This is a genomic window from Mycobacterium pseudokansasii (assembly GCF_900566075.1).
Taxonomy (GTDB): Bacteria; Actinomycetota; Actinomycetes; order Mycobacteriales; family Mycobacteriaceae; genus Mycobacterium; species Mycobacterium pseudokansasii.
On sequence record NZ_UPHU01000001.1, the window covers coordinates 528,559 to 555,492 of the forward strand.

Here is a 26,934-nt window from a genome sequence, read left to right on the forward strand (position 1 = left end):
AGTCAGCGGGCCGGCCCGCGGACTCAGCCGGTTTGGCGGGTGATCAAGGCGTCGAGTTCTGCTGCGTCCGTTCCCGTTAGCCGCCGGTGCATGGCCCAGGCGATCCTGGCGCCCTGGACCTTCGCGTGCTCGGCGACGGGACCCTGGAACATTTCGTCGACTGTGCAGTTCCACACCGTCAGCCAGCGGACAAAATGACTGCTGCTCAACGGTGTTCGTTGGTGGACATGCCGGTGGGCGTGCAATGCGCTGCCCCGGTAGAGACCGGCGACCCGAACCGGATACGACCGGGCCATCGGCGATCTCTTCGTCACGGACCTCACCTCCAGACACTTCCGTGCCTGAAGCGTGATCTCGGCTACGCGACTATGCCGACCTTTTGCACCTCAACACCACCATCGGCCTGCACCATTGCCGAAATCATCGGCATATTTCAAAGGTCGGCATAAGAAGTCGAGTCGCTGCTGGAGCGTCCGCTCGACGACTGGCTGGCCGGGCTGTCGGCCGCAGCCGCGCTGCACACTCCGCGCGCGTTCCTCGCCTATGCGATCGAGTGCCTGCTTGACCTGCGCGACGGGACCGGCTGGGACAGCGAATACGAGCGTGACGTGTGGCGGCTACGACGGCTCGGTGTTTCCGGCCATGACGGGGCCCGCCTGGATTTCACCGCGGTGCAACCACCGTGGCTGCGAGAGCTGGTCAAACGTTGGTGCCGGTGGCGAATGTCGTGCGGAGTCGGGCTGGGGCAGCTGCGACGGGACCGCATTGCGCTGGTGCGGTTGTCGCGGCTGACACCGGGATTGGCGAGCTCGCCTGGCCCGATTGGGCTCGACCGCGCGGCGTTGGAGGCCTATCTGGCCCGACTGGCGGTCGAAATCGCGCACCCGAAGACCCGCAGCGCCGAAATCGGCTGCGTGACCGGCTTTCTCCACGCAGTGCGCCAGCACCGGTGGGCATCGGTGCCGGCTGAGGTGCAGCTGTATCCCAGTGATCAGCCTCGCCGCGACGAGACACCAGCACCGCGGGCAATCCCCGAGTTCGTCATGGGCCAGTTGGAAAACCCAGCCAACCTTGACCGGATCAGCGACCCCCGGATCCGGCTGCTGGTAGAGATCCTTATCCGCACCGGCTTGCGCATCGGCGACGCCACCCGGCTACCACTGGACTGCCTGGTCCGCGACCCGCAGGGCGCGGTCTATTTGCGCTATCGCAACCACAAGATGCGCCGCGACGCGGTGGTGCCCATCGACGACGAACTGGCCACCATGATCGAGGCGCAGCAGGCGTGTACTAAGCAACGGTTCCCCACTACCGGTGTGCTGTTGCCGCGCAGCAGCGCCAACCCCGGCGGGCGGCTGCCCATTCCCACCGCGACGTTCCACCTCCAGCTCGGCCAGTGGCCCGAAACGTGGTGTGTCACAGACGAACTCGATCAGCCAGTCCATGTCACAGCTCACCAGTTCCGGCACACAGCGGCCACTCGGTGGATCAACCATGACGTGCCGCAGGAAGTGGTCCGACGGCTGCTTGACCACACCAGCCACACCATGACGGCTGTGTATGCCCGCCTGGCCGACAGCACCATTCGCGAGCATTGGGAACGCGCCCAGAAGATCAACATCCGTTGGTGAGCCCATCGACACCACGATCGACGGACCGCTCGCCGATGCCGAATGGATGAAACAGAACCTTGCCCGCGCGAAAATGGTTCTACCCAATGGCTATTGCGGTTTACCGCTACACAAATCGTGCCCGCACGCCAACGCGTGCCTGACCTGCCCAGTGTTCATCACGACCGCCGCATTCCTACCCCAACACCGCAGGCAGCTCGACGACACCCGCACGCTGATCACACGCGCCAAGACCGACGGCCACACCCGCCTGGCCGAGATGAACCGCACCGTCGAAACCAACCTGCTCACCATCATCACTACCCTCGAAGCCGACCAACACGACTGCCGTTGCGCCGCAGCGGACAACGAAACATGTTGCGTGAAGGACTGATCTGATGCGTCGTGACAACAGTCAGCACCTCGTCGCCGCTGCCCAACGCCGTCGCGCCGACACCCTCGAACGGGCCCGCCAAGCCCTGCAGGAACTCGACGAAACCGGCCAGCGGTGCACCGTCATGCAGATCGCCGCCCATGCCGGCGTCTCCCGCTCATGGCTCTACGCCCAGACCGAACTGCGCGACCAACTCCGCCGACTGACCGCCAAACCGGAGACGGCCGAGTCGGCACCTGCCCGAATCGAGCGCGGATCCGATCGCCTCGCTGCGGCAACGCCTCACACTCGCCCACGAACGCATTCGCGAACTCGAGGACGAAAACCGTCAACTGCGGAACCAGATCGCGCTCCTGCACGGACAACTCCGCGTCAACCGCGTCGCCGCCACCCACGTCACGGACACCGTCCACGACGCAAAGCTCAGCTCACGCCGCAAAACCATCGGTCCAGCCAAAGATAACGATTGTGGTTTCGAGCTCGCGGTTCTTCCTGCGCAGCTCACGCAGCTCTTGTTTTTCTTCGCTGGACACCCCGGCCGTCTCGCCTGCGTCGACCTCGGCCTGGCGCACCCACTTGCGCAGCGTCTCCGCGCTCATCCCCAGTCGGCCAGAGATCTCCCGCATCGCCGCCCACTCCCGTGGCGTAGTCATCGCGGTGTTCGCGAACCAACCGAACCGCCTTGGGCCTTGGTGTTCTCGTCGTACTTGCTCGGCATCGTGCCCATCCTTCGCTCAGAAGAAGGTGTGCAAGAAACCCGGTACGGTTCATAGTAAGAATTTGTCATGAGGTCGCCAGGGGAGCCCGGCACGTGGCCAGAATCCGAGCAGGCGATGAAGGCCGAGCTGGATGCCGTCGGCATTCCCGAAGACACCGTCTGGGAGCTGATGAACTCGCGCCATGACTATCCGCAGGCGGTGCCGATCATGGTGGATTGGCTGCAGCACCTCGACGAACGTGTTCCAGCTAACGAGGATCGCCGTGCCTGGCGAGTCGCGTTGATCCGCAACCTGTTTACCAAGCATGCGAATGGTAATCGCGCCGCCGCTGACATCGTGTTTCATCAGTTCGATATCGACCCGCCGCTTTGCGACGAAGAGCTCGAGGCCACCGGGTTTGCGCTGGCTCAAGTCTGTGATCGCTCGGACTTCCTGCGGGTGGCGGCGTTGATCCGTTCCGAGCGTGAGTTTCCGACTAAGTCGGACTTGGTGCGTTGGCTCTAGGGCGGTGCAAGACCGAGGAGGCCAAGCAGCTGGCGATTAGTCAATTGCGCCACCCGGGAACGCCGTCTGACGCGATGGCGGCTCTGGTACATCAGAGTGCCACCGGGACGCGTGCGGCGGCGGCCAAATATCTCGACGACAAACGCGAGTTTTGGCGATCCGACTATTCGATCAGCCCTGCTGCCGGCCTGACATTCCGTGGCAGATCAGCGCCTGCGATCCGGCTGGTTGCACGAACTAGAGCCCCGGCTGCCCGATCTCGCCGAACAGCAACCCGCCAGAGCCGGGGTTGCCGGGGGTTCCGACTCCGGCTTTGCCGGTGTTGCCGCCGTTGCCGCCGTTGCCGATGAGCTGTGCATTGCCGCCGTTGCCTCCGGTACCGAGGCCGAGACCGTTCGCTCCGGGCGTCCCGACGTTGCCGCCGCTGCCGCCGTTGCCGATCAGCCCGGCTTTGCCGCCGTTGCCGCCGTTGCCGCCCTCTCCGGCGGCGCCGGCGCTCAGGAAGCCGGACCCGCCGTTGCCGCCGGCCCCGCCGTTGCCGACGACGATGCCGCCGGACCCGCCGGCGCCGCCGGCACCGCCCGTGGCGCTGGCACCGGCAGTGTCGGCATAGCCGGCCCCACCTGCACCGCCCGCTCCACCCAAGCCGAATAGGCCGGCGGCTCCACCGTTGCCGCCGGCACCGCCTGTGCTGGTGAGCGGGGCGCCAAGGAGGCTGCCTTGCCCGCCGGTGCCGCCATTGCCGCCCGTGCCAGAGAGCAGTCCGCCGCGGCCGCCGTCGCCGCCGCTTCCACCGAACCCGACGGAACTCGCCCCGCCGGTGCCTCCGCCGCCACCGGTCCCGAACAGCCCCGCGTGGCCGCCGTTGCCGCCGGAGCCCGCAAGGCTACCCAACGAGTCGCCGCCCGCGCCGCCGGCCCCGGCGACCCCGCCGAAGAACCCGGCATTGCCGCCGTTGCCGCCGGTCCCGCCGACAAATACGTCACCGAGTCCGCCGGCGCCGCCAGCGCCGCCGTTGCCGAAGAGTATGCCGCCGGACCCACCCTGGCCGCCGGCCCCGCCGCCCGTCAACAAGCCGCTACTGCCCACTCCGCCAACGCCGCCGGCGCCGCCGTTACCGATCAGGCCGGCGGCACCCCCAAGGCCGCCATTACCGCCGTTGGCGGAGCCGTTCCCGCCGGCGCCGCCGGCGCCGCCGGCGCCGTAGAACAGTCCGGCGGTTCCGCCGCTCCCGCCGTTGCCGCCGTTGTTGATCGAGCCGCTGCCACCGGCTCCACCCAGGCCGCCGTTACCGAACAGTCCGGCGGCCCCGCCGTTGCCGCCCTGCCCGCCGGACACCCCGGATTGGCCGGATCCGCCGTTACCGCCGTCGCCGATCAACCAGCCGCCGGCCCCGCCGGCTTGCCCGGTTCCCGGTGCCCCGTTGGTGCCGTTGCCGATCAGTGCGCGCCCGGTCAGTGCTTGGCTGATTCCGTTCAGCGGGTCCACCAGGATGCTTTGGGCCGCGTTGGTTGCTTCGGCGGCCGCGTAGGAGCCGGCATTGGCGTTCAACGCCTGCACGAACTGGGTATGAAACGCCCCCGCCTGGGCGCTGAGCGCCTGGTAGGCCTGACCGTGGAAGCCGAACAGCGTTGCGATAGCGGCCGACACCTCGTCGGCTCCGGCCGCGAGCAGCGCAGTGGTTGGGCCCGCCGCGGCCGCGTTGGCCTCGCTGAGCACCGACCCAATCCCGGCAACATCCGACGCAGCCGCCGCCAATGCCTCTGGCGCCACGGTAAGAAACGACATGGACCCCTCCCACCTGTTCATCGCCGAAGCGCGTGACGACTGGATCGCCCACTCACCATCGGCTAAGTAGGTTTGCATCGTATGCGGGTCGTGGGCGGGTTACGGGGGGTTTGGCCAAAGATTGTTCGCACGGACAACGGCGCGCTTTAGGCAGGATTCGTGCAGCGTCCCGGCCCCGTGGCGTCCGAGGTGGTGCTACCCGAGCGACGAGCTCGGCGGCACGCTGGAATTTTGGACTCGAGCGCCGGGACCTACTGCCGGTAGCTGACTAGGAAGTTGCCCAGCCGCTCGATTGCGGCAGTAAGATCGCGCGCCCACGGCAACGTGACGATGCGCAGGTGGTCCGGTGCCGGCCAATTGAATCCGGTGCCCTGGGTGATCAGGATCTTCTCCGACAGCAGCAGGTCCAGGACGAGTTGCTCGTCGTCGGCGATGTCGTAGACCTCGGGATCCAGCCTGGGAAACACATAAAGCGCTCCCTCCGGCTTGACGCAGGAAACGCCGGGAATCTCGTTGAGCTTGGTCCAGGCGACGTCGCGCTGCTCGAGTAGCCGGCCGCCGGGCAGGACGAGGTCCTCGATGCTTTGATGTCCACCGAGCGCGACTTGAATCCCGTGCTGCGCAGGAACATTCGGGCACAGCCGCATGTTGGCCAGCAGACTGATCCCCTCGATGAAGCTGCTGGCATGGTCCTTGGGTCCGGTGATCGCCAACCAGCCGGCCCGGTATCCGGCGACCCGGTATGCCTTGGACAAGCCGTTGAAGGTCAGGCACAACATGTCGTAGGCGAGCGAGGCCACGCTGATGTGCTTGGCGTCGTCGTAGAGGATCTTGTCGTAGATCTCGTCGGCGAGCAGCAACAGTTGATGCTTGCGGGCCAGATCGACCATCTGAGTGAGGATTTCGCGGCTGTAGACCGCCCCGGTCGGGTTGTTCGGGTTGATCACGACCAGGGCCTTGGTGCGCTCGGTGATCTTGGATTCCAGGTCGGCGATATCAGGTTGCCAGTTCTGGGTCTCGTCGCAGAGGTAGTGCACGGGCGTGCCGCCGGCCAACGAGGTCGACGCCGTCCACAGGGGGTAGTCCGGTGAGGGAATCAGCACCTGGTCGCCGTTGTCCAGGAGGGCCTGCAAGGTCATGGTGATCAGCTCGGACACCCCGTTGCCCAGGTAGACGTCGTCGACGTCGAATCGGGGGAAGCCGTCGACCAGCTCGTAGCGGGTGACCACCGCGCGGCGAGCCGACAGGATGCCCTGGGAGTCGGAGTATCCCTGGGCGTAGGGCAGCGCTTGGATCATGTCGCGCATGATCACGTCGGGCGCCTCGAAACCGAACGGTGCCGGGTTGCCGATGTTGAGCTTGAGGATGCGGTGACCTTCGGCTTCCAGCCGCGCGGCGTGTTGGTGTACCGGTCCGCGGATTTCGTACAGGACGTCCTGAAGCTTGGACGACTGTGCGAAGGTGCGCTGCCGGTGGTGTGTGGAGGCGTGCCATGGCAGCTGGTGGGTAGTCACGTCATCCATGGTCTCATCGCTGTCCAGCGATATTTGCTGACAGGTGTCAAACCGTGATCAGCGCTTCCCCGGTGGACGGGCGCCGGGTGCGATGCCCAGTCCCTTGACGGGCGCTGCGGGGGGAGCCGTGTCAGCATCGGCTAGGGCACCGGACTCGGACTCCGGTTCGGTTTCAGGTTCTCCAGGGGCGGCCGGCTCGGGCGCCGCCGCCGCTGGGGTGGCTTTCTTCGCTCCCGGCCGCTTGGCGCCGGCGGCGATCCCCAGACCTTTCACGGGCGCCGCGGGCGGTGTTTCGGCCTCCGGTGTCGTGGCGGGCTCAGCCGCGGGGGCGGTCGCTGCCGGGGCGGCCTTCTTGGCGCCGGGTCGCTTGGCGCCGGCGGCGATGCCGAGGCCCTTGGCCAGGGCAGCCGGCGCCACTTCGGGCGCCGTGGCGGTTTCTTTTTCGACGCCAGGGGCGGGGGCTGCTTTCTTGGCGCCGGGCTTCTTCGCTCCGGCTGCCAGGCCGAGCCCCTTGGCGGGTGCGGCTGCGGGTGCTTCGGCGGTTTCTTTGTCGACGCCAGCGCTGGGGGCTGCTTTCTTCGCGCCGGGCCGCTTGGCTCCGCCCGCTATGCCCAGCCCCTTGGCCGGCGCGGCCGGCGCAGTAGGCGTCGGAGCCTCGGTCGGTGCCTCAGCCGGTGTGTCAGCCGGAGCGGTCGGTGCGGCGGCTTTCGGCGCGGCCTTCTCTTTCTTCTCGGTCTTCTCAGCCCGCTTCTCGGCCTCTTTGGCGGCCGTGCCTTTCTCCGGCAGTTTCACCGCGTCGCGATCCAGCGACCCGAGCAACACCTGGGCCACGTCGAGCACCTCGACGCCGCTGCGACCGGCTTCTTCCTGCCGGTCGTTGACGCCGTCGGTCACCATGACCCGGCAGAACGGGCAGCCGGTGGCGATGGTGGCGGCATTGGTGGCCAGCGCCTCGTCGACGCGTTCATGGTTGATCCGTTTGCCGATGTGCTCTTCCATCCACATGCGGGCACCGCCCGCCCCGCAGCAGAAGCTCCGCTCGGCGTGGCGTGGCATCTCGGTGAGGTTGGCGCCCGCGAAGCCGATCAACTCGCGCGGCGCCTCGTACACCTTGTTGTGCCGGCCCAGATAGCACGGGTCGTGATAGGTGATGTCTTGAGAGACCGGGGTGACGGGGACCAATCTGCTGTCGCGCACCAGCCGGTTGAGCAGCTGAGTGTGGTGCAAGACCGTGTAATTGCTGCCCAGCTGCCGGTATTCCTTACCGATGGTGTTGAAGCAGTGCGGGCAGGTGACCACGATCTTGCGGTCGACGGTCTCCACGCCCTCGAACACCCCGTCCAGCGTCTCGACGGCCTGGGCGGCCAGTTGCTGGAACAAGAACTCGTTGCCCGAGCGGCGTGCGGAGTCGCCGTTGCAGGTTTCCCCGGCACCCAGCACCAGAAACTTCACCCCGGCGATGGCGAGCAGCTCGGCGACGGCCTTGGTGGTCTTCTTGGCTTTGTCGTCGTAAGCGCCGGCGCAGCCCACCCAGAACAGGTACTCGTAGCCGTCGAAGCTGTCGACATCTTCGCCGTAGACCGGGACGTCGAAGTCGACCTCGTCGATCCAGTTGGTGCGGTCGGAGGCGTTCTGTCCCCACGGATTTCCTTTGTTCTCAAGGTTTTTGAACAGCACGGACAACTCGGAGGGAAACTCCGACTCCATCATCACCTGGTAGCGGCGCATATCAACAATGTGGTCGACGTGCTCGATGTCCACCGGGCACTGCTCCACGCAGGCCCCGCAGGTCACGCATGACCACAACACGTCGGGATCGATGACACCGCCCTGTTCGGCGGTGCCGACCAGCGGCCGGTTTGCCTGTTCCGGTCCGGACCCCGGGACCCGCCCGAAGCCGGATTCGGGAACGTGGTGGTGTTCGCCGCGACCGGATTCGACGTAGCCGCCCTCCGTTGCGGCGTCCTTCTCGCCCAGCAGGTAGGGCGCTTTGGCCATCCAGTGGTCCCGCAGGTCCATGATGACGAGCTTGGGCGACAACGGTTTGCCGGTGTTCCACGCCGGGCACTGCGACTGGCAGCGCCCACATTCGGTGCAGGTGGCGAAATCGAGCATGCCCTTCCAGGTGAAGTCTTCGATCTTGCCGCGGCCGAATTCGGCTTCGTCGGGCGGGTTTTCGAAGTCGATCGGCTTGCCGTCGGCCTCGATGGGCAGCAGTGGGCCCAGCCCGTCGGGCAGGCGCTTGAACACGACGTTGATCGGGGCCAGGAAGATGTGCAGGTGCTTGGAGTGCAGCACGATGATCAGGAAGGCCAGCATGACGCCGATGTGCAGCAGCAGGGCCACCGTTTCCAGGATTTCGTTACCGGTGTGGCCCAGCGGACGCAGGATCGCGCCGAACAACTGAGACAGGAACGCCCCCTTGCCGTAGGGCAGCGTGCCGTTGTTCACCGCCGATCCGCGCACCAACACATAGGTCCAGATGACGTTGAAGATCATGAACAAGATCAGCCACGCGCCGCCGGTGTGTGAGCCATAGAACCGTGAGCCGCGGCCGTACTCCTTGGGCTCCGTCCGCAACCGGATGATCGCGAAGGTGACGATCCCGAGGAACACCGCGGTCGCAAAGAAGTCCTGCAGAAAGCCCAGCGCGTCCCATCGGCCGATGATCGGGATGTGGAAGTCGGGCTGGAACAGCAACCCGTAGGCCTCGATATAGACCGTCAGCAGGATGAAGAAGCCCCACATGGTGAAGAAGTGCGCCAGGCCCGGGATCGACCACTTCAGCAGCCGGCGCTGGCCGAACACCTCGGCGATCTCGGTCCAGATCCGGATCCCGAGGTTGTCGGTGCGGTCGCTGGCCCGTTGACCGGACATGATCAGCTTGTACAGCCACCAGACCCGCCGCAGCGCGAACGCGCCCACTATTGCGGTCATGCCCAGGCCGACTACCAGTCTGATGAGCGTCTGCGTGGTCACCGAAAGTCTCTCCAATGCCTAGTCAATTTGGGTCATGTTGGGGTCATTTTGGGTCACTCTGGCGTGCTTTATTGCCTGCTCAACCTGCCTATACTGACATCTTTGCCGTGTTCGACGCGAGATAGGCTGTCCTAACCTTGCTCCTCAGGGCTGCGGTCTCACCTGGGGCTCAGGACGGCGGGGCCAGCATTGCCCGCAGCATCGACAACATTTCCGAGCGGGACTCAGCGCCGAGCCGCCGGCGGATCCGTGCGACGTGATGTTCGACCGTCTTGGCCGAAATGAACAATCGGCTGCCGATGTCGCGGTACGGCAACCCCAGCAGCAGCAACTCGGCGACTTCGCGTTCGCGATCCGATAGCGGAGTGCCCGTCGGCGGCTGGCGCGGTGCAGGCGAGGTGCCCGCGGTTGGCTCCATGTCCATGACGTCCGCAGAACCCGTCCCCAGCTTGAGGTCTCGGGCCAATTGCAGCATCGCCCCCGAAACCTTGGCGTCCGGTGTTTGCAGGGCAGCCTGACCGGCCAGCCTGGTCGCGTCCGAGGTCAGGCCAACGTGGGATAGCGACCGCGCCGCCACAGTGACCTCGTCGGCGTCGACCTGGTCGGCCAGCACTCGTAGCCAGGTCCGGCCGGCGCCGGAGAGGATCTGCGCGAGGCCGCTGTGGGCCGCCGCCGCGGCCAGGGCCTGACCGTGCGGCGCTACCGATTCCGGTGAGCTGGCAAGTATTCCGGCGTGCACCCCGGCCCAATGCAGTGGATTGGCCCACAAGGGCGGGCTGCCCAGCGAATCCAGAAGGGCGAACGCCTCATTCACGGGGTGTCGCAGTTGGTCCTGCTGGCGTATTCGGGTGGCGGCCACCCACAATTCAGCGAGGGGCAACAGGCCGAACAGATCGACGGAATATTCGGCGAGCACCTCCATGGCTGCGGGCCACTGCGTGTGTAGCGCGCCGGTGTCGCCACTGCGGCGCGCGATGGCTATGCGTAGCGCCGCGGCCCACAACGTGTCACGTCGGTGCAGCTCCGTGCCGGCTGCGGCGACATCCGCGGCGGCCGACGGCAGCTGACCGTCCTGCATTTTGATCCAGGCGGACAGCAGTAGGTGCCGGCCGCGGAACAACGCGTCCCGATCGGCGTGCACCGCACGCCCGATCACACCGCGGGCGCGGACGGGGTCGCCGGCGTGTATTGCGGCCAACGTGACCAGCGCGGCGGGGCTGTCCGGGAAGACTTCGCCGATGGGTTGTTGGGCCGCAAGGGCCTGGCCCAGTCTTGCCATCGCGGCCGGATAGGGCTGATCCATGGTCAGTAGTAGCCCCTCGGCGAGGCTGCGCGAAGCACGCGCGGCCATCGTGGGCGGGCCAGAGTCCTTGAGCCGCAACGCGGCTCGTGCAGCCGCCAGATCACCCGCGGCCGCGAGTACGATGGCCGCGGTCGAGCCGACCACCGCGTCCGGGTATGGGCCCAGCCAGCCGAACAATTCGGCAGCCTGAGCGGAATTGCCATCATGGACGGCCACGCTGGCCGCAATCCTTACCGCCGCAGCGCGTTCGGCAGAGTCGGGCGAGCTGAGCAGTTGGTCGGCCAGGGCTGCCGCTGCTGCGCAATCACCAGTGAGGGCAAGCGCATCGGCCAGCCGGGAGGTCAGCCCGGTCGCACCCGCATCGACCGCTGCGCGATACAGCCGTGCGCTGCGCGCCGAGTCGCCCGCGGCGACGGCCTGTCGGCTGAGGATGCCGGCCAGCCGGTCGTCACGCAGCCCATGTTCGGCTAGTCGCAAGGCAAGATCCTGAGATACCGGCGAGATGTCGAATTGTGTGCGCAGCAGCGATGTTTCGACGTGATGATGGTGTGCGTTGCCGACAATCCGGGCGATGGCGTCATGCACTGTCTGCAGGAAGGCCGCGGGATGGGACGGCATGACGAGTCCGCTGGCATGCGCGCGATCGACGAGCCGGCGCGCGTCTGGTGTCGAAACCCCAAGCGCCGCAGCCACATCGGTGATCCCTAACTCTAAGCTCAGCGACATCAGCAGCAGCGCGTCGAGGGTGGGTTCGTCGAGCCGGCGCAACCGCTCGACGAGCGCGAACGTGGCGGCCTGTGGCGGCGGGTGCGCTCCGTCGGACACCGCATGGATAAGGAACGGCAGCCCGGCTGTGCACTCACGCAGATGCTCGGCAACCGGCAGCGGACCCAGCGATAGTCGAGGGCGCTCCCGGTCGATGGCCGTCGTCAGAGCACATAGCGCGGGGTTGTGCTGGTGGTCTTCGGTGGCCACCACGAGCGTTGCGCGAGGGTCGGATGCCCGTTCGGTAAGCCGCAGCAGTTCGGCGTCGGTAAGCAGGTGGGCGTCGTCGACGACGAGCGCCGCGTCGGGCGGATCGCCGTCCCGTGGGGGGCGGGTCAGGACCGTCAACCCGGTGCGGCGCAGCGTCTCGCGTGCCGCGGCTAACAGGGATGTCTTGCCGGTACCGATGCCACCACAGACTAGGACTTTGACCGGCGTCGTGGCGGCGTTGGCCACGTGGTCGAGGACACCGCGTGCGCCGGGCGGGACATCGGTGGGGGAGGGGATCACCGATGTGTCGCCGCATCGCGCGAGTCCAGCCACTGGCTCATATCGCATCCTTCGCGGGTGTTCACTGGTGTGGTCGGCAGCGGTTTCACCATATCCGGTTGGCCCCATAACCCCGGTATTCCCCTAACGTGACACCCCCTAATGGGATCGCGGGGACCGCGGGTTTCACACCGAACACAGACCTGGCGTCAACCGATAGCATCGTGCTAACGCGAGACATGTGCGATGTGGAGGCGAGATGGCAAACTCGTTGCTCGACTTCGTCATCTCGCTTGTACGTGATGCCGAGGCGGCCGCACGCTATGCGGCCAACCCGGCCCAGGCGATCGCCGATGCGCACCTGACGAATGTGACCAGCGCCGACGTGAACAATCTGATTCCGGTGGTGTCGGATTCGCTGTCGATGGCCGGTTCGGCCGGCACAGCCGGCGCGACTCAAGTCACTGACCATGGCAACGTCTGGGCAAGCGGTGCGGCGACGGCTGCTCTCGATGCGTTCTCACCGCACAGCACGGCGCCGGTGGTCCAGCAGCACAGCCCGGCCAGCTATGTGATCAACGAACCCGTCGTCCCGAGGGCCAGCGAAAACGCTGCCGATCCTCATCCGGTCGGAATCGAACCGCATCAGCCGTCAGTGCTGGTCACCGGTGCTGACACGCCCGATTCGACGTTCGACGACGGTAGCTTCCCGGCGCACGACCCGGCTGTCTGGGATCACCCGATCATTCACCCGCACACCGACGACCCCGATCACCACGGGTTCGGTATCCACGGGTGAATCCCTTCCTTCATTGATCTGATCGATCACGCCGCGGCTTGTTCTATCGGTGTTTTGACGTGCACAAATGCCGACAGTAGGGGCGATTTCCGGATCCTCGTAGGGGCCGTGTTGATTCCCCTAATCCCCTAATGGGGTGACCCGGACGATCCCGATGGGTACCTGATTGACCGGGGGATCCGACCCCGATTTCGGCGACCTGATGACTCCATAGCGTTGATGGCAGAGCGCCGGCCTTCTCGGCGAACAACAACCTCAATCGAAGGGACGCGAACATGACCTCGCTGGTCGACTACATCCTGAGCCTGTTTCGCAGTGAAGACGCGGCGAGGTCGTTCGTCGCCGCTCCCGGGCAGGCCATGACCAACGCCGGTTTGATCAATGTGTCGCCCGCGGAGTTCTCGTCGGCCGCGGCCACCGCGCTGCCTTTTCTTGATCTTGGTGCCGGCGACCCCATCGGTGGGTTACAGCAGGCGGTGGCCGATCGGCACGGCCTTGCGCTGGCGTCGGACGGGGGTGGCATGGCATCGACGTTTGTCGCCCAGGAAGCCGGAACCGTCGCGGGCGACGCAGGCGCCACCGCCGGCGGCGGGGGCCTCTTCGCGGGCGAGGTCGGCGCCTCCGCGGCGAATGTCATTGCAGCCGACATTGGCGCCGGCCTTACTAGTGGTTTGGGTGCCGGGGTTTGGAGTCAGAGCGGCCTGGATTGGCAGACCGGTGCGGGCGGATTCTTGCCCGGTGCCGTATTTGCCGCCCCAACCGGAGGCTTCGGCAGTCAGGTCGGTGTGGGCTTCGGTGGCGGAGTCCAGGCTGGAATCGGCGCGCAGGTCGGTGCCGGGTTAGGCGTTGGCCTTGGCGCGCAGACGGGCTGGGGTGCCCAGGCTGGTCTAGGTTTTGGTGCCGGTCTTCAGGCCGGAATTGGTGCCCAGGCCGGAGTCGGCCTAAGTCTAGGTGCGCACACGGATCTGGGTTTCCAGACGGGTGTGGGCTTTGGTCTAGGAGGCCAAGCCGCGGTTGGTGGTCAGGTTGGCGCCGGCCTGGGGTGGGGCCTTGGCGGCGGGCTCGGTGGGGATGCCGCCTTCGGGGGTGGTGCCGGGTTTGGTCTGGCGGGTCAGGCCGTTGGTGCGATTGGTGGTCAGGCCGGTGGCGTGGTCGGTGCTGGTGTTGGTGGTCAGGTTGGCGGCGCGATCGGTGGCGAGTTTGGCGGTGCGGTCGGTGGCGGCTTTGGCGGTGGCGTCGGCGGCGCGATTGGTGGTCAGGCCGGCGGCGTGGTTGGTGGTGGCGTCGGCGGCGCGATTGGTGGTCAGGCCGGTGGCGTGGTTGGCGCTGGTGTTGGTGGTCAGGCCGGTGGCGGCTTTGGCGGTGGCATCAGCGGCGGCCTGGGTGGTCAGGCCGGTGGCGCGATCGGTGGTCAGGCTGGTGGCGTGGTTGGTGCTGGTGTTGGTGGTCAGGCCGGCGGCGTGATTGGCGCTGGTGTTGGTGGTCAGGCCGGTGGCGTGGTCGGTGCTGGCGTTGGTGGTCAGGTTGGCGGCGCGATCGGTGGCGAGTTTGGCGGTGGCGTCGGCGGCGCGATTGGTGGTCAGGCCGGTGGCGTGGTTGGCGCTGGTGTTGGTGGTCAGGCCGGTGGCGGCTTTGGCGGTGGCATCAGCGGCGGCCTGGGTGGTCAGGCCGGTGGCGCGATCGGTGGTCAGGCCAGTAGCGGCCTTGGCGGCAAGGTCGGTGTTGGCGGCCAAGGTGGCATTGGCGGCCAGGCCGGTGGCGCTGTCGCCGGCCAGGCCGGTGGCGCTGTCGGCGGAGCGGCGGGTATTGGCGGTCAGGCGGCCGTAAGTGCCGGTGGCGCTGTCGCCGGCCAGGCCGCTGTCGCCGGCCAGGCGGGTATCGCCGGCCAGGCGGGTATCGCCAGCCAGGCGGGTATCGCGAGCCAGGCGGGTATCGCCGGCCAGGCCGGTCTCGGCATAGGCGGGCAGGCAGCGTTGAGCGGTGGCGCAGCGGCCTCAGCTGGTGGTGGGATCGCCGGCGTAACCAATGTCAGCGGCCTGACCGGTATTGGCGGCAACGCATCGCTGGGCGCAAGCGGTCAGGCTGGATTGATCGCCAGCGAAGGCGCTGCCCTGAGCGGTGCAGCTACCCCGAACATTTCCGGTCCGTTGGCCGGGGTCGGCGTCGGCGGTCAAACCGGTGTTACCGGCGGTGGCGCCCTGGGCCTTGGAGCGACTGCCCGCACCGACATCCTGAGCAGCGAAAGCAGCGCACTGGGTGCACACGCGGCACCTCAATCGGCGGGTCTGGCTTCAGCGGGGACCGGCGTAAGCACCCATACCGGCCTGGCCGGCACAGCCACCGGCATCGGCGGCAGCGCTGCCGGGCTGGGCGGCGGAACGATGACCGGGCTGGGCGGCACAGCCGCCGGTGTCGGTGGCGAGACCAGCCTTGGTGGCCAAGCCGGAGTTGGCGGAACCACAGCCGGCGGGGCGCATGGCGACATCCTCGGCCACGAAGGCGCCGCGCTCGGCGGCGGCGTGGGTAGTACGAGTAGCACGCCGGTTGAGCAAGGCCCTACCGTCCCCGCGGCCCACGGTCCGGTCATCCAGGGCGGCGCTGGCGCCGGGGCTGATGGCCACCTGACGCCTCCCTCGGGTCCTGCAGGTCAAGGTCCCGTCGTCCACAGCCCGGGCACTGTCGGGCTCGGTGGCGCGCAACCTCCGGTGATCAGCGCACCGGCGCCGGACGCGCCGACGCCGATGCCTGCGCCGGCGCACACTCCTCCGGTTGAGCACGCGCCCGTAATAACGCCGCAGGAGCAGTCGGTCGAGCCGCCGGTCCAGCACGCGCCGCCGAGTCCATCGGTGTTCGGCCATGAGCCGCCGGTGCCAGACACGCCGCCGATGCCCACCGAGCCGCCATCGCACGGCCCGATGGGTCCGCACGGGTTCTGATTCGGCGGAACCGGCGCGGCAAAACCGGCGGGGACCTTCGTGGTCCCCGCCGGTTCATGCGCCTACCGTATTTGCAGACGATCGAGAAAGTGGGGCAGTCCGGTGACTCAACCCGATGACCCGCGCCGGGTCGGTGTGATCGTCGAGCTGATCGATCACACCATCGCGATCGCCGAACTCAACGAACGTGGTGATCTGGTGCGGCGGTTGCGGCGCGCCCGCGAGCGGATCACCGACCCGCGCATCCGGGTGGTGATCGCCGGCCAGCTCAAGCAGGGAAAGAGTCAACTGCTCAATGCGCTGCTCAATCTGCCGGTGGCGCGAGTGGGAGATGACGAGGCCACCGTCGTGATCACCGTCGTCAGCTATAGCGCCCGGCCGTCGGCTCGGATCATCCTGGCGGCGGGGCCCAATGGTGAGACGAGCGCGGTTGACATCCCGGTCGACGACGTCACCACCGATCTGCGTCGGGCCCCGCAGGCCCACGGCCGCGCAGTACTGCGAGTGGAGATCGGCGCGCCGAGTCCGCTGCTTCAGGGTGGGCTGACGTTCATCGACACCCCCGGTGTGGGCGGCCACGGGCAGCCGCATCTGTCGGCAACATTGGGACTGCTGCCCGACGCCGATGCGCTGCTGATGGTCAGCGACGCCAGCCAGGAATTCACCGAACCGGAGATGTGGTTTCTTCGCAAGGCACACCAGGTCTGTCCGGTCGGGGTGGTGGTGGCCACCAAAACCGACCTGTACCCGCATTGGCGCGAGATCGTCAATACCAATGCCGCGCACCTGCAGCGGGCCCGCGTGCCCATGCCGATCATCCCCGTCTCGTCATTGTTGCGCAGCCACGCCGTCACGCTCAACGACAAGGAACTCAACGAAGAATCCAACTTCCCGGCGATCGTGAAGTTCCTCAGCGAAAAGGTGCTGTCCCGCGAGACCGACCGGGTCCGTGACGAAGTCCTGCGTGAAATACGTTCGGCTGCAGAGCAATTAGCGATATCCGCCGGTTCGGAATTGTCGGTCATCAACGACCCGGCGGTGCGGGACCGGCTGGCTTCCGACTTGGAGCGCCGCAAGCGCGAAGCCCAGGATGCTCTGCAGCAGACCGCGTTGTGGCAGCAGGTGCTCAATGACGGTTTCACCGACCTGAGCACCGATGTGGATCACGATTTGCGGGCGCGCTTCCGGGCAGTCACCGAAGATGCTGAGCGGCAAATCGATTCGTGTGATCCGACGCTGCACTGGGCCGAGATCGGCGCCGACGTGGAAAACGCGATCGCCACCGCTGTCGGGGACAACTTTGTCTGGGCATATCATCGCGCCGAGGCATTGGCCGACGACGTCGCGCGCTCGTTCGCCGACGCGGGGCTGGATTCGGTGATGTCCCCGGAGCTGAGCAAGCGCGCCATGGGCGCTGATTTCGGCCAGCTCAAGGCGCTGGCCCGGCTGGAATCCAAACCGGCCGGCAAGGCTCAGAAAATGGTCTCCGGATTGCGGGGTTCCTACGGCGGCGTGGTGATGATCGGGATGTTGTCCTCGGTGGCCGGTCTCGGTCTGTTCAACCCCGTGTCGGTGGGGGCTGGGTTGATACTCGGACGGATGGCCTACAAGGAGGACAAGGAGAACCGGCTGCTGCGGGCCCGCGCCGAGGCCAAGACCAATGTGCGCCGCTTCGTCGACGACGTCTCGTTCGTGGTCGGCAAAGAGTCGCGCGACCGGCTCAAGATGATCCAGCGCACGTTACGCGACCATTACCGCGACATCGCCAACGAGCTCACCCGTTCGTTGAACGAATCGCTGCAAGCCACCGTCACCGCGGCACATCTGGAAGAAGCCGAGCGCGACAACAGGATTCGCGAACTCGAACGACAGCTGGACATCCTGAGCCAGGTGACCGACAACTTGCGCAAATTGAAGCCATGCTGACGCCGCTGGGACGAGAGTGAGCACAACCGATCGGGTCCGCGCGATTCTGGGCGGAACCATCGAGGCCTACCGGGGTGAGCCGGCCTACCGGCAGCGGGCAGACGTCTTCTACGAGCTCGAGCGCATCAGGGCGCGCCTGGGCGAACCGATCCGGATCGCCCTGGCCGGCACGCTCAAGGCGGGCAAATCCACTCTGGTCAACGCATTTGTCGGCGACGACATCGCCCCGACCGATGCCACCGAGGCAACCCGGATCGTGACCTGGTTCCGGCACGGTCCGGCGCCGAGGGTGACCGCCAACCACCGCGGCGGACGCCGCACGAATGTGCCGATCACCCATCGGGGTGGTCTGAGTTTCGACTTGAGCCGGCTCAATCCAGCCGACATCGTCGACCTGGACGTCGAGTGGCCCGCCGAGGAATTGGCCGGCGCCACCCTCATCGACACCCCCGGAACGTCGTCGCTGGCGCGCGACACCTCCGAGCGCACCGTGCGGCTCTTGGTGCCCGCCGACGGGGTGCCGCGGGTGGACGCGGTGGTGTTCCTGCTACGGACTCTCAATGCCGCAGACATCGCCTTGCTCAAGCAGATTGGCGGGCTCGTGGGTGGTTCGGCGGGTGCGCTGGGCATCATCGGTGTGGCGTCGCGGGCCGACGAAATAGGTGCGGGGCGCATCGATGCCATGGTGTCGGCCAAGGATGTGGCCACGCGGTTCACCGATGAGCTGAGTCGGACGGGCGTCTGTCAGGCGGTGGTGCCGGTATCCGGGCTGCTTGCACTGACCGCGCGCACGTTGCGCCAGGCCGAGTTTGTCGCACTGAAGAAACTGGCTGGCGCAGATGCCGCCGAACTCAACAAGGCCCTGTTGAGCGTGGATCGTTTCGTCCGGCCGGACAGTCCGTTACCGGTGGACGCGGGCACGCGCGCGCAGTTGCTCGAGCGGTTCGGCATGTTCGGTATCCGCATTTCGATTGCCCTGCTGGCGGCCGGGATCACCGATTCGTCAGGCCTGGCGGCCGAATTGCTGGAGCGCAGCGGACTGGTGGAGCTACGCAAGGTGATCGATCAGCAGTTCGCGCAACGCGCCGACATGCTCAAGGCGCATACCGCGCTGGTGTCGTTGCGCCGGTTCGTGCAGCTGCACCCGGTCATGGCGACGCCGTACGTGATCGCCGACATCGACCCGCTGTTGGCCGACACCCACGCCTTCGAGGAACTTCGGGTGCTGAGTCTATTGCCTTCGCGGACAACGACATTGAACGAGGACGAACTCTCGTCGCTGCGCCGCATCATCGGTGGCTCGGGGACCAGTCCCGCGGCCCGGCTGGGCCTGAATCCGGAGAACTACCCTGACGGTCCACGCGCCGCGCTCGCCGCGGTGCAGCGTTGGCGCCGCCGGGCCGAACATCCGCTCAACGATCCATTCACCGCCAGGGCCTGTCGCGCGGCGGTGCGCAGTGCGGAGGCGCTGGTGGCCGGATTCGCCGCACGGCGCTGACGACGCTAGGCCCCCGGTGCCGCCGTGGTCGGTGTGATGGGCGCCGCTGTCGTTGTCGGTGGCTGTTGAGTGGTCGTCGGCGGCGCGGTAGTCGTCGGCGGGGCGGTCGTTGTCGGTTTGGTTGTGGTCGGTTGGGTGGTTGTCGTGGTCGGTGGAGCAGTCGTGGTGGTGGTGGTAGTCGTGGGCTGCTGAGACGTCGTGGTCGTGGTCGTGGTGGTAGCCGGCGGCGTGGTTGTCGTGGTGGCCGGCGGCGGCGGCGTTGTGGTGCTTGGTGTTATCACCGTCACCGTGGGGCTGTTGTTCGGCCCGACCACCGTCACCGTCTGCGGTGTCGGCGGGGGTACCGGCGATGTGGTGTTGACCGGCTTGCTCCTGCTCGGGCCCAGTGTCAGCCCCAACACCACCGCGACCAATATCGCCAATCCCGCCGCGGCCAGGCTGAAGACCACGGCAGCGCGCTTGTACCACGGCAGAGGTTCGGCTTCGGTAGCCGGCGGCTGGTCACGCTGCTGGTCGAAAGCCGTTGCGGTGCGACCGTATTCACCAGTGGCATCGGGTCCGGTGTAGGGCACCGGTTCGTTGCCGGTGTTAGCGTCTTCGGACCAGGCCAGCGGGAGGTTGGCCGGTTCGGTGGCGGGTGGGTTGACCCACGCCGTCGGCGCTGCCTCGGTAGGGACGACCGCGCCGACGATATGAGTAGGCGCGTCGACGGCGGGTCCGGCACCGGTAGGGGCACCCGCTGACGACTGCGCCTGGCCAAGTAGGCCCGCGCCGATCGCGGCGCTGGACGACGGTTGCGGCGTGGTGAAGACGGGCACCTGCAAGCGTTCCGACAGGCGGGTGGTCACCAGCGGGATCGCGGCACCGCCGCCCGCGGTGGCCACGGCGGCCAGGGCCTCCCGAAACCCGTTGCGTTGCAATATCTCTTCGACAAAGCCGACGAAACGGACCAGGGGGGCGGCGATCAGTTGCTCAAAATCGTTGCGCGACAGCCGAACCGGCTCGCCGGCGCCGGTGGCAATGGTGGCCGTCGTCATCGTCGACAGTTGCTCCTTGGCGGACCGGCATCCGCCGAGCAGACGCGTCACCGATCCCATGCGGGTGGCGGTGCCCGACACTTCCGTGCTGTCGACATTGGGGGCCACTCTGAGCAGGTGGCCCAGGACGAGCTGGTCGATTTCGTCGCCGGAGAACTCGCGGTACCGAAACGTCGGGCCCATCTGGCGGAGGTTCGAACCGGCGTCGGCCAAGGTTACGCTCGTGCCCGCGGCGCCGAAGTCGCACAGCGCGACGACGCCACTTGTCGGGCATCCGGGCCTGGCGTGCAGCGCCGCCAGTGAGGCCGTGGCATCGGAGATCACCGTTGCCGGCACGCCGTCGGGCGCCAATGCGGGCTGGCTGAGCAGTGCTCCGCGCAGCGCGGCGAACTGGCCTTCGGACCAGTAGGCCGGAGCCGCGATGGTGATCGGGGCGCCGTAGCCGACGGTTCGCGCCATGGCGTTGAGTGCTTCCACCGTGAGGGCCTCGCCCTGATGCCTGGTCCCGTCGGCCGCAACCAGCGGCGCCGGGTCGCCGACCCGCTCGACAAAACCGCGCAACACCAGGCCCGGCTCGGCAAAGTCCGGGTTCTCTTCTGGCAGGCCCACTTCGGCTGCCCGATGCTCGAACAGCCGTAACACCGATGCCCGTCGCACCGGGGTGCCATCCGCCCGGGCCGCGACCAGATTGGCCACCCCGATGGACAACCCGAGCGAAACGGTCATCTCGCACCCCCTGCGGTCCATTGCGTTGCCGGCGATCGGTGGCCGACGGCCGTTCCCCACGATAGCCGCCGTCGAAGTGCAGGGATCGGCTCAGAGGCCTGGCGGCAAGTTGATCACGGTCGGTATCGGCAGCGTGATCTGCGACGGCAGAGTCGGCAACGCCCCAGGCGACGGGTTGGCTGTCGTCGTCGGCTGCGTCGGTGCCGTGGTGGTCGTGGTGGTGGTGGTGGTCGTCGTCGGCGACGTGGTGGTCGTGGTGGTCGTGGTGGTCGTCGTCGTGGTCGTCGCAGTGGTCGCGGTGGTCGTGGTGGTGGTCGTCGTGGTCCGGGTGGTCGTGGTCGGTGCCGTGGTGGTGACGGTGGTGGTGACCGACGCGGGGGTGGGGCGACCGTGCGCAAGCTGGATGATGCCGTACACGATCAGCGCGATGAGGGCCGCGATCAGTACGCCCCAGCCGACCAATGCCAGCGGCTTGCGCCATCCCGGGGTGGTGGGCGCAGGTTGGGGCTGTTGCCCGTATTCGCCCGGGCCGGCGCTGTATCCGTAGTTGCCATAGACCGTCGGGTCGTTGGCGCCGTAATCGGGCGGGTCGTACCTTGCCACGGCCGCAGATGCTAGCCCGCGACGGCCTCCGGCATACGGCAGCCACGCGGACCGTTACCGATCAGCAGCCTTACGGCAGATTCGGCGGGAGGGTGATCGGCGACGGCATTCCCGGAATGGTGATCACCGAGGGCAACGGCGGCAGATGCGGGAAGTGCCGCGTCGGGGCGTGGGTCGGCTGCTGAGCCGGCGGCTGGCCTTGCGGCGTGGTGGCCGGCGGAGCCTCAGCTGTCGTCGTCGGCGATGGAGTCGTTGTGGTCGTGGTCGACTCCACTGTCGTGGTGGTGGTCGTGGGGGCCGTCGTCGTGGTGGTCGGGGTCGGGTTTGTGCCCTGCTGACCACCCATCAGCTGGGTGATGCCGTAGATGATCAGCGCAATCAGGATCAGGCATAGCAGCGCCCAGCCGATCAGCGTCGCCGGCTTGCGATACCACGGTTTGGGTTCTTCGTCGAGGTTGGATTGCTCGGGGGGTTCGGGTTGGTCGGGCGGCGGGAATTGGTCAGACGGCGGCCCGTGCTGGGTCTGCGGGGGAGGGGCTTGTTGGTACGGCTGGTTCGGCGGAGGCCGGTCGGCCGGCGGGTAGCCGCCGGGTCCGAAGCCGCCGTACTGGGTCGGCTGGTTGTGGAAGTCTTCGGGTGGTCCGTAGCGTGCCACAAAACCGATGGTACTTACGCCGTGGTGCTTCCCAGCTCAGAAGGTGCTGACACGGTCGATGCTGACGAACATGCCATGCCCGGTGCTGTTGTTCTGGAAGCGGGTGCCCTCGGTGGTGGAGGTGATGGTCCAGCCCTGCGCGTCGTAGGTCTTGTAGTCGATGGTGACGGTCGGGATCGCGCCGAGATTGCCGAGAACCCACTGCACGGTGCCGGCGGCGGTGATGTGCACGCCGTTGGCATGCTCGCCGTCTTTGATGGGGGAATTGGTGAACGGCGCCTCGCAGCCGACGCTGTCTTTGTTGATCTGGCAGCGGGTCTGGCCGGATTTGGTCTCGATGAAGACGTAACCGTTCTGGTCTGGCGGCAACGGAATGGCACCGGCCGGCGTAGTCGGACTGGCCGGCGGTGTCGGCGGCAGCGGCGCCGTGCCGGTCGGTGGCGAGGTACTGGGCCGCGACGTCGGGAACGACGGCTCGATTGGCCCGGCACCCGGTCTGGCGATCGGCTTGCCGTCGATAGTGGAATCGCATCCGGCACCGAGCGCACCCGCCGCCAGCAGGGCCGCCCCGATCTGCAATAACCGCACGCGCTACTCCCGAAATTCTCAAAGACCAAAACTCAGATTACGCAGCAGGTGACGCAAGTTACCGCAGTGACGCGCCTTCGGCTTCGGCGTGGCCCATTACTTCTGCGGCCCGGCGCGCGGCCGCCACGATGCCCTGGTAGCCGGTGCATCGGCAGAAATTGCCGGATAGGGCTTCGCGTATCTGGTCGTCGGTGGGCTGGGGATTGTCGTTCAGCAACGCGGTAATCGACATGACGAACCCCGGGGTGCAAAAGCCGCATTGCAGTCCATGGCACTCCCGCAGGGCCGACTGCACCGGTGAAAGCTCGCCGCTGGCTGATGCGACACCCTCCACCGTCGTCACCTCCCTGCCGTCGGCCTGGACCGCGAACAGCAGGCACGAGCGCACGGCAGCACCGTCCAGCAACACCGTGCACGCGCCGCAGGCACCGTGCTCGCACCCGAGATGAGTGCCCGTGAGTCCGCACTTGTCACGCAGGAAGTCCGCCAACGTCATCCGCGGCTCAACGCTGGCGGCGACGGAATTTCCGTTTACCGAGAACTGGACTGATCGCTCATGCATAACTGGCTCCGGCGTTTGCTTGCTGGGCTGCTTGGGTCCAGGCGCGTGCCGTCATGGCGGCACCCACCCGGCTGCGGTACGACGCCGACCCCTGCAGGTCCGACGGAATGTCGTCGAGTTCCGACATGGCCGCCCGGCCGATCTCTTCGGGTATCACGTCGCGCAGCGGCATGCCGGTGACCGCTGTTTCGGCCGCCGTCGCACGCTTGGGCGTGGCGCCCAGGCCCAGCAACCCGATCGCGCATCGCGACACCCGGTCATGGTCATCGAGCCGCACCCCGACGACTGCTCCGGCGATCGCGAAATCGCCTTGCCGGCGCGCAAATTCGCGTACCGCAAAGCCGGATCGGCCATTCCACACCGGAAACCGGACGCCGGTGAGCACCTCGTCGGGCTCCATGGTGGTTTCCCACAGGCCGGCGAAGAAGTCCGCCGCGGCGACCTCGCGTCGCCCTCGCGGCGAAAGCACCTCGAGCACCGCGTCCAGGGCCAGCGCCACCGCCGGGTATTCACCGGCGGCATCGGCATGCGCGATCGATCCGCCCAGGGTGCCGCGGTTGCGGATCTGGAAGTGCCCGACGAACGGCGTCGCTAAGTTCAGCAACGGAACCGATTGGCGCACTTGCGCATCGGCGCCAACTACGGCTTCGGTGGTTCCCGCTCCGATCCACAGTTGGTCGCCGCGGGCTTCGATACCGTGCAGTTGGGGCAGCCGGGATATGTCGATGAGATGATCGAAGTAGGCCAGCCGCATCGACAACATCGGCACCAGACTTTGGCCTCCGGCAAGGATTTTCGCATCTTCGCCGAGTTCGGCCAGCAGGCTTACAGCCGCTTCGACGGTGTCGGGGCGGTGGTAGTTGAATGCTGCCGGCTTCACCGCGACGCTCCTTCCAGTAGCGAGACGATCGACGCCGGACTGGCCGGCAAATGGGTTATGGTCACGCCCAGCGGCGCCAGGGCATCGTTGATCGCGTTGATCACAGCGGGCACCGAGCCGATTGCCCCGCCTTCGCCCACACCCTTGTATCCGCCCGGGCCCGGGCCCGGGATCTCGACGTGGCCGTATTCGATCAGCGGCACCTCGGTGGCGGTCGGCAGCAGATAGTCGACGAATGTTGTGGCCAGGGGGTTGCCGTCGTCGTCGTAGACGAGGCTTTCCAGCAGTGCACCGCCGATGCCCTGTACCGTTCCGCCGGCGATCTGTCCTTCCACGATCGCCGGGTTGATCATCGGCCCGACGTCTTCGCTGACGATGTAGCGCAGCAGCGTGACTTTGCCGGTCTCGGTGTCGACTTCGCAGGTGCAGGCGTGGGTCGCGTTGGCCCAGTGAATCGGGTTGGGCGAGTTGAACCGAGCGGTCGCCTCCAAATTGGGCGACATTCCCGCGGGCAACTGCTGCGGTGAGTAGTAGGCCACGTCAGCCAGTTCGCCGAAAGTCACCTGCCTGGATGGATCGCCGCGTACGGCGGCGCGCGAATGGGCCAGTTCCACTTCTGATTCGGCCACCTTCAGGCGATGTGCGGCCAGCTTGACGATCTTTTCGCGCAGCATGGTCCCCGCCTCGCTGACGGCCCCGGCGGTCATCGGTCCGCTACGGCTGCCCTGGGTCCCGGCCCCGTACGGCGTGGTCGCGGTGTCGCCCTGGACGGTGCCCACGTCGTCGAAATCCGCCCCCAGCACGTCGGCGGTCAGCTGAATGACCGTGGTTTCCAAGCTGTTTCCGCTCGAGCCGCCGTTGACGTAGACCGTGAACTTGCCGGTCGGTTCCATCCGGATGGTGGCGCCCTCGGTAGCCATGTGACCGGTAGCAGCGCCCGTGGCCTCGATGTAGGCCGAGAAGCCGAGGCCCAGGTAGCGCCCGTGCGTCAAGGCCTCGGCCTGTTCCTTGCGGAAACCCTCGTGGTCAACGATTTTCACGGCCTGTTCGAACGTCTCGATCGGAGCGACGTGGTCATAGGGCATGCCGTTGGGGTTGAAGTACGGCATCTCGTCACGGCGCAGCAGATTGCGGCGGCGCAGCTCGACGGGATCGATGTTCATCTTGCGCGCGGCGATGTCGAGAAGTACTTCGCGCGCGAGGCTTTCGAACTGCCATGGACCGCGGTAGGCCGCCAAGCCGGTGGTGTTGGAGAAGACCGTCTTGTAGTTGAAGCTGGCCTTGGGCACCCGGTACGGACCCGGGAAGAACATGCCGATGGCGGCCGTCGTCAACACCGGGTAAGGCGTCGGATAAGCCCCGATATCCTGGACGAAGTCGATGTCCGCGGCCGCGATGTTGCCCTCGTCGTCGAACGCCATCCTGGCCCTGCCGTCGACGTGACGCGCCTGCCCGGCCGACATCAGGTTCTCGCGCCTGTCCTCGATCCACTTCAGCGCCGCGGGCACCTTCCGGGCGGCCAGCATGATGCACATGTCTTCGCGCATCGGGAGGACCTTCTGGCCGAAGCCGCCGCCGGTGTCCCGCGCGATGACCCGAACCCGTTGTGCCGCAATGCCTAACAGGCGGGCACAGAACGCGCGCAGTTCGTGCGGAGTCTGGGTCGACGCCCAAACGGTCAGTTCTCCGGAAGCCGCCGCCCACTCGACCACCAGGCCGCGGGTCTCGATCGGCACGGGCAGGTAGATCTGCTGGTATAGGTGCTCTTCGACGACGTAAGGCGAAGTGGCGAAGATACTTTCATCCGGCGGCGCCCCGCCCATCCCGCCGGCCACGTTGTTCGGGTAGCTGTCGTGGACCAGCACATCGGCGGACTGCGCCCGCCTGAAGTCGACGACTGCCGGCAATGGCTCGTAGTCGACATCGACCAGTTCGAGCGCGTCCTCGGCCAGGTAGCGGTTCTCGGCGACGACCAAGGCAACCGGGTCGCCGACGAACTTCGCCTCGCCTTCGGCCAGCGGGGGCCGCGGCGTGTCCGGGACGTCTTTACCCGCGACGGCGTGCCAGGCCTCCCGGACATCCGCATTGAGGTCCGCGGCGGTGAACACCGCGTGGACGCCGGGCAGTGCCAGCGCTGCCGAGGCGTCGATGCTGTTGATCCGGGCCCGCGCGAACGGGCTGCGCACGAAACAGGCGTGCAGCATGCCGGGCCGCGAGATGTCGTCGACGAAGCTGCCGTGCCCGGTCAGCAGCCGGGCGTCTTCGACGCGCTGCACACGAGTGCCGGCGTAGCGGGGCGCCGGGGTAGCGCTGGTCCCCTGCAAGTCCTGAGTCATGGCGCTCCATCCGATGCCTCGGCGCTGGGCACAGCGCAGTCACGATTAGCGAGAAGGCCAGTGTCATAATATGAGAGCACGATTACCAGCGCGATAGGCACCTTCGGCCCGGGCATCGTCGGAGGCGGGCTCGCCGCCGGGCGCCGCGCGGCGCTACAGCTAGCGCGCGGCAGTTGGGAGGCGCCGGCTGCGCCGGCGCTGACGAGGGCGTAGCGGCCTACGCACCGATGCGCTCGCCGCGCCCCCGGGCCAAGCCGAATGCCGTCCCACGGTTCCCCTGTTCGATCTGATGGCTGCCCGCGCCGCCGTACGAGCGATTCATG

At 67.1% G+C, this 26,934-nt stretch carries 20 protein-coding genes and 3 pseudogenes; 10 read left to right on the forward strand and 13 right to left on the reverse strand.

The window, feature by feature from the left end:
* Positions 1 to 23: 23 nt before the first annotated feature.
* Positions 24 to 269, reverse strand: a pseudogene (locus tag EET10_RS02460) (globin family protein); the annotation flags it as partial.
* 339 nt (positions 270 to 608) lie between these two features.
* Between EET10_RS02460 and EET10_RS02465 the strand changes: the two are divergent.
* From EET10_RS02465 to EET10_RS30430, 3 genes are all read left to right on the forward strand, one after another.
* Positions 609 to 1,631: a tyrosine-type recombinase/integrase gene (locus EET10_RS02465; protein ID WP_246013593.1), complete on the forward strand. Its 1,023-nt coding sequence runs from the start codon at positions 609 to 611 to the stop codon at positions 1,629 to 1,631.
* Positions 1,632 to 1,782: 151 nt separating this feature from the next.
* The gene (locus tag EET10_RS30425) at positions 1,783 to 2,004 is read left to right on the forward strand and encodes a hypothetical protein (protein WP_246013594.1); all 222 of its coding nucleotides are present in this window, start codon (positions 1,783 to 1,785) and stop codon (positions 2,002 to 2,004) included.
* Between the two features lie 4 nt (positions 2,005 to 2,008).
* Complete coding sequence (locus EET10_RS30430; protein WP_244601817.1) at positions 2,009 to 2,467, forward strand: DUF6262 family protein; 459 nt, start codon at positions 2,009 to 2,011, stop codon at positions 2,465 to 2,467.
* Here the strand turns inward: EET10_RS30430 and EET10_RS02475 are convergent.
* Positions 2,463 to 2,722, reverse strand: a pseudogene (locus EET10_RS02475) (transposase); the annotation flags it as partial. The gene EET10_RS30430 and the pseudogene EET10_RS02475 overlap by 5 nt on opposite strands.
* A 115-nt stretch (positions 2,723 to 2,837) precedes the next feature.
* Between EET10_RS02475 and EET10_RS02480 the strand changes: the two are divergent.
* Positions 2,838 to 3,227 (forward strand): hypothetical protein, encoded by a 390-nt coding sequence (locus EET10_RS02480; protein WP_036398934.1) that lies wholly within the window; start codon positions 2,838 to 2,840, stop codon positions 3,225 to 3,227.
* A 237-nt stretch (positions 3,228 to 3,464) separates the two neighbouring features.
* Here EET10_RS02480 and EET10_RS02485 read toward each other — a convergent pair whose 3' ends face one another.
* The 4 genes from EET10_RS02485 to iniR form a co-directional block, all read right to left on the reverse strand.
* On the reverse strand, positions 3,465 to 5,015 hold the full coding sequence (locus EET10_RS02485) for a PE family protein (RefSeq protein WP_063466332.1): 1,551 nt from the start codon (positions 5,013 to 5,015) through the stop codon (positions 3,465 to 3,467).
* Between the two features lie 251 nt (positions 5,016 to 5,266).
* On the reverse strand, positions 5,267 to 6,556 hold the full coding sequence (locus EET10_RS02490) for a pyridoxal phosphate-dependent aminotransferase (RefSeq protein WP_036398932.1): 1,290 nt from the start codon (positions 6,554 to 6,556) through the stop codon (positions 5,267 to 5,269).
* 30 nt (positions 6,557 to 6,586) lie between these two features.
* Positions 6,587 to 9,508: a (Fe-S)-binding protein gene (locus EET10_RS02495; protein ID WP_063466333.1), complete on the reverse strand. Its 2,922-nt coding sequence runs from the start codon at positions 9,506 to 9,508 to the stop codon at positions 6,587 to 6,589.
* Between the two features lie 169 nt (positions 9,509 to 9,677).
* Positions 9,678 to 12,119: an isoniazid response ATPase/transcriptional regulator IniR gene (gene iniR, locus EET10_RS02500; protein ID WP_244601818.1), complete on the reverse strand. Its 2,442-nt coding sequence runs from the start codon at positions 12,117 to 12,119 to the stop codon at positions 9,678 to 9,680.
* Positions 12,120 to 12,324: 205 nt separating this feature from the next.
* Between iniR and EET10_RS02505 the strand changes: the two genes are divergently transcribed.
* Together EET10_RS02505 and EET10_RS30435 are read left to right on the forward strand one after the other, a co-directional pair.
* Positions 12,325 to 12,864 (forward strand): Rv0340 family IniB-related protein, encoded by a 540-nt coding sequence (locus tag EET10_RS02505; protein WP_036398928.1) that lies wholly within the window; start codon positions 12,325 to 12,327, stop codon positions 12,862 to 12,864.
* Between the two features lie 275 nt (positions 12,865 to 13,139).
* Positions 13,140 to 13,232, forward strand: a pseudogene (locus EET10_RS30435) (IniB N-terminal domain-containing protein); the annotation flags it as partial.
* 627 nt (positions 13,233 to 13,859) lie between these two features.
* On the opposite strand, the gene EET10_RS31535 reads toward EET10_RS30435, so the two are convergent.
* The gene (locus EET10_RS31535; RefSeq protein WP_281280113.1) at positions 13,860 to 14,597 is read right to left on the reverse strand and encodes a hypothetical protein; all 738 of its coding nucleotides are present in this window, start codon (positions 14,595 to 14,597) and stop codon (positions 13,860 to 13,862) included.
* A 240-nt stretch (positions 14,598 to 14,837) separates the two neighbouring features.
* On the opposite strand from EET10_RS31535, the gene EET10_RS30445 reads away from it, so the two are divergent.
* The 3 genes from EET10_RS30445 (at position 14,838) to iniC (ending at position 19,224) form a co-directional block, all read left to right on the forward strand.
* On the forward strand, positions 14,838 to 15,800 hold the full coding sequence (locus EET10_RS30445; RefSeq protein WP_082273169.1) for a hypothetical protein: 963 nt from the start codon (positions 14,838 to 14,840) through the stop codon (positions 15,798 to 15,800).
* A 102-nt stretch (positions 15,801 to 15,902) separates the two neighbouring features.
* Entirely contained in the window at positions 15,903 to 17,726 is a 1,824-nt protein-coding gene (gene iniA / locus EET10_RS02515; protein ID WP_122501876.1) for an isoniazid-induced dynamin-like GTPase IniA, read from the forward strand.
* 16 nt (positions 17,727 to 17,742) lie between these two features.
* Positions 17,743 to 19,224, forward strand: coding sequence for an isoniazid-induced dynamin-like GTPase IniC (gene iniC / locus EET10_RS02520; protein WP_036398923.1), 1,482 nt, complete (start codon positions 17,743 to 17,745; stop codon positions 19,222 to 19,224).
* Positions 19,225 to 19,229: 5 nt separating this feature from the next.
* On the opposite strand, the gene EET10_RS02525 is transcribed toward iniC, so the two are convergent.
* A complete protein-coding gene (locus tag EET10_RS02525) occupies positions 19,230 to 20,987 on the reverse strand; it encodes an Hsp70 family protein (RefSeq protein WP_036398921.1) in 1,758 nt (585 codons plus the stop codon).
* Here EET10_RS02525 and EET10_RS32130 point away from each other — a divergent pair.
* Positions 20,962 to 21,534, forward strand: a complete 573-nt coding sequence (locus EET10_RS32130) for a hypothetical protein (RefSeq protein WP_136624705.1) — start codon at positions 20,962 to 20,964, stop codon at positions 21,532 to 21,534. The genes EET10_RS02525 and EET10_RS32130 overlap by 26 nt on opposite strands.
* 126 nt (positions 21,535 to 21,660) lie before the next feature.
* On the opposite strand, the gene EET10_RS02535 is transcribed toward EET10_RS32130, so the two are convergent.
* Genes EET10_RS02535 through EET10_RS02555 form a run of 5 tightly spaced genes read right to left on the reverse strand, consistent with a single transcriptional unit; the run spans position 21,661 to position 26,611 of the window.
* Positions 21,661 to 22,245 (reverse strand): hypothetical protein, encoded by a 585-nt coding sequence (locus EET10_RS02535; protein WP_036398919.1) that lies wholly within the window; start codon positions 22,243 to 22,245, stop codon positions 21,661 to 21,663.
* A gap of 36 nt (positions 22,246 to 22,281) precedes the next feature.
* A complete protein-coding gene (locus EET10_RS02540) occupies positions 22,282 to 22,833 on the reverse strand; it encodes a hypothetical protein (protein WP_036398917.1) in 552 nt (183 codons plus the stop codon).
* 58 nt (positions 22,834 to 22,891) lie between these two features.
* A complete protein-coding gene (locus EET10_RS02545) occupies positions 22,892 to 23,395 on the reverse strand; it encodes a (2Fe-2S)-binding protein (protein ID WP_036398914.1) in 504 nt (167 codons plus the stop codon).
* Positions 23,388 to 24,275: an FAD binding domain-containing protein gene (locus EET10_RS02550; protein ID WP_122501878.1), complete on the reverse strand. Its 888-nt coding sequence runs from the start codon at positions 24,273 to 24,275 to the stop codon at positions 23,388 to 23,390. The genes EET10_RS02545 and EET10_RS02550 overlap by 8 nt, the downstream gene beginning before the upstream one ends.
* Positions 24,272 to 26,611, reverse strand: a complete 2,340-nt coding sequence (locus EET10_RS02555; protein WP_099187955.1) for a xanthine dehydrogenase family protein molybdopterin-binding subunit — start codon at positions 26,609 to 26,611, stop codon at positions 24,272 to 24,274. Before EET10_RS02555 ends, EET10_RS02550 begins: the two co-directional genes overlap by 4 nt.
* Positions 26,612 to 26,934 lie beyond the last annotated feature (323 nt).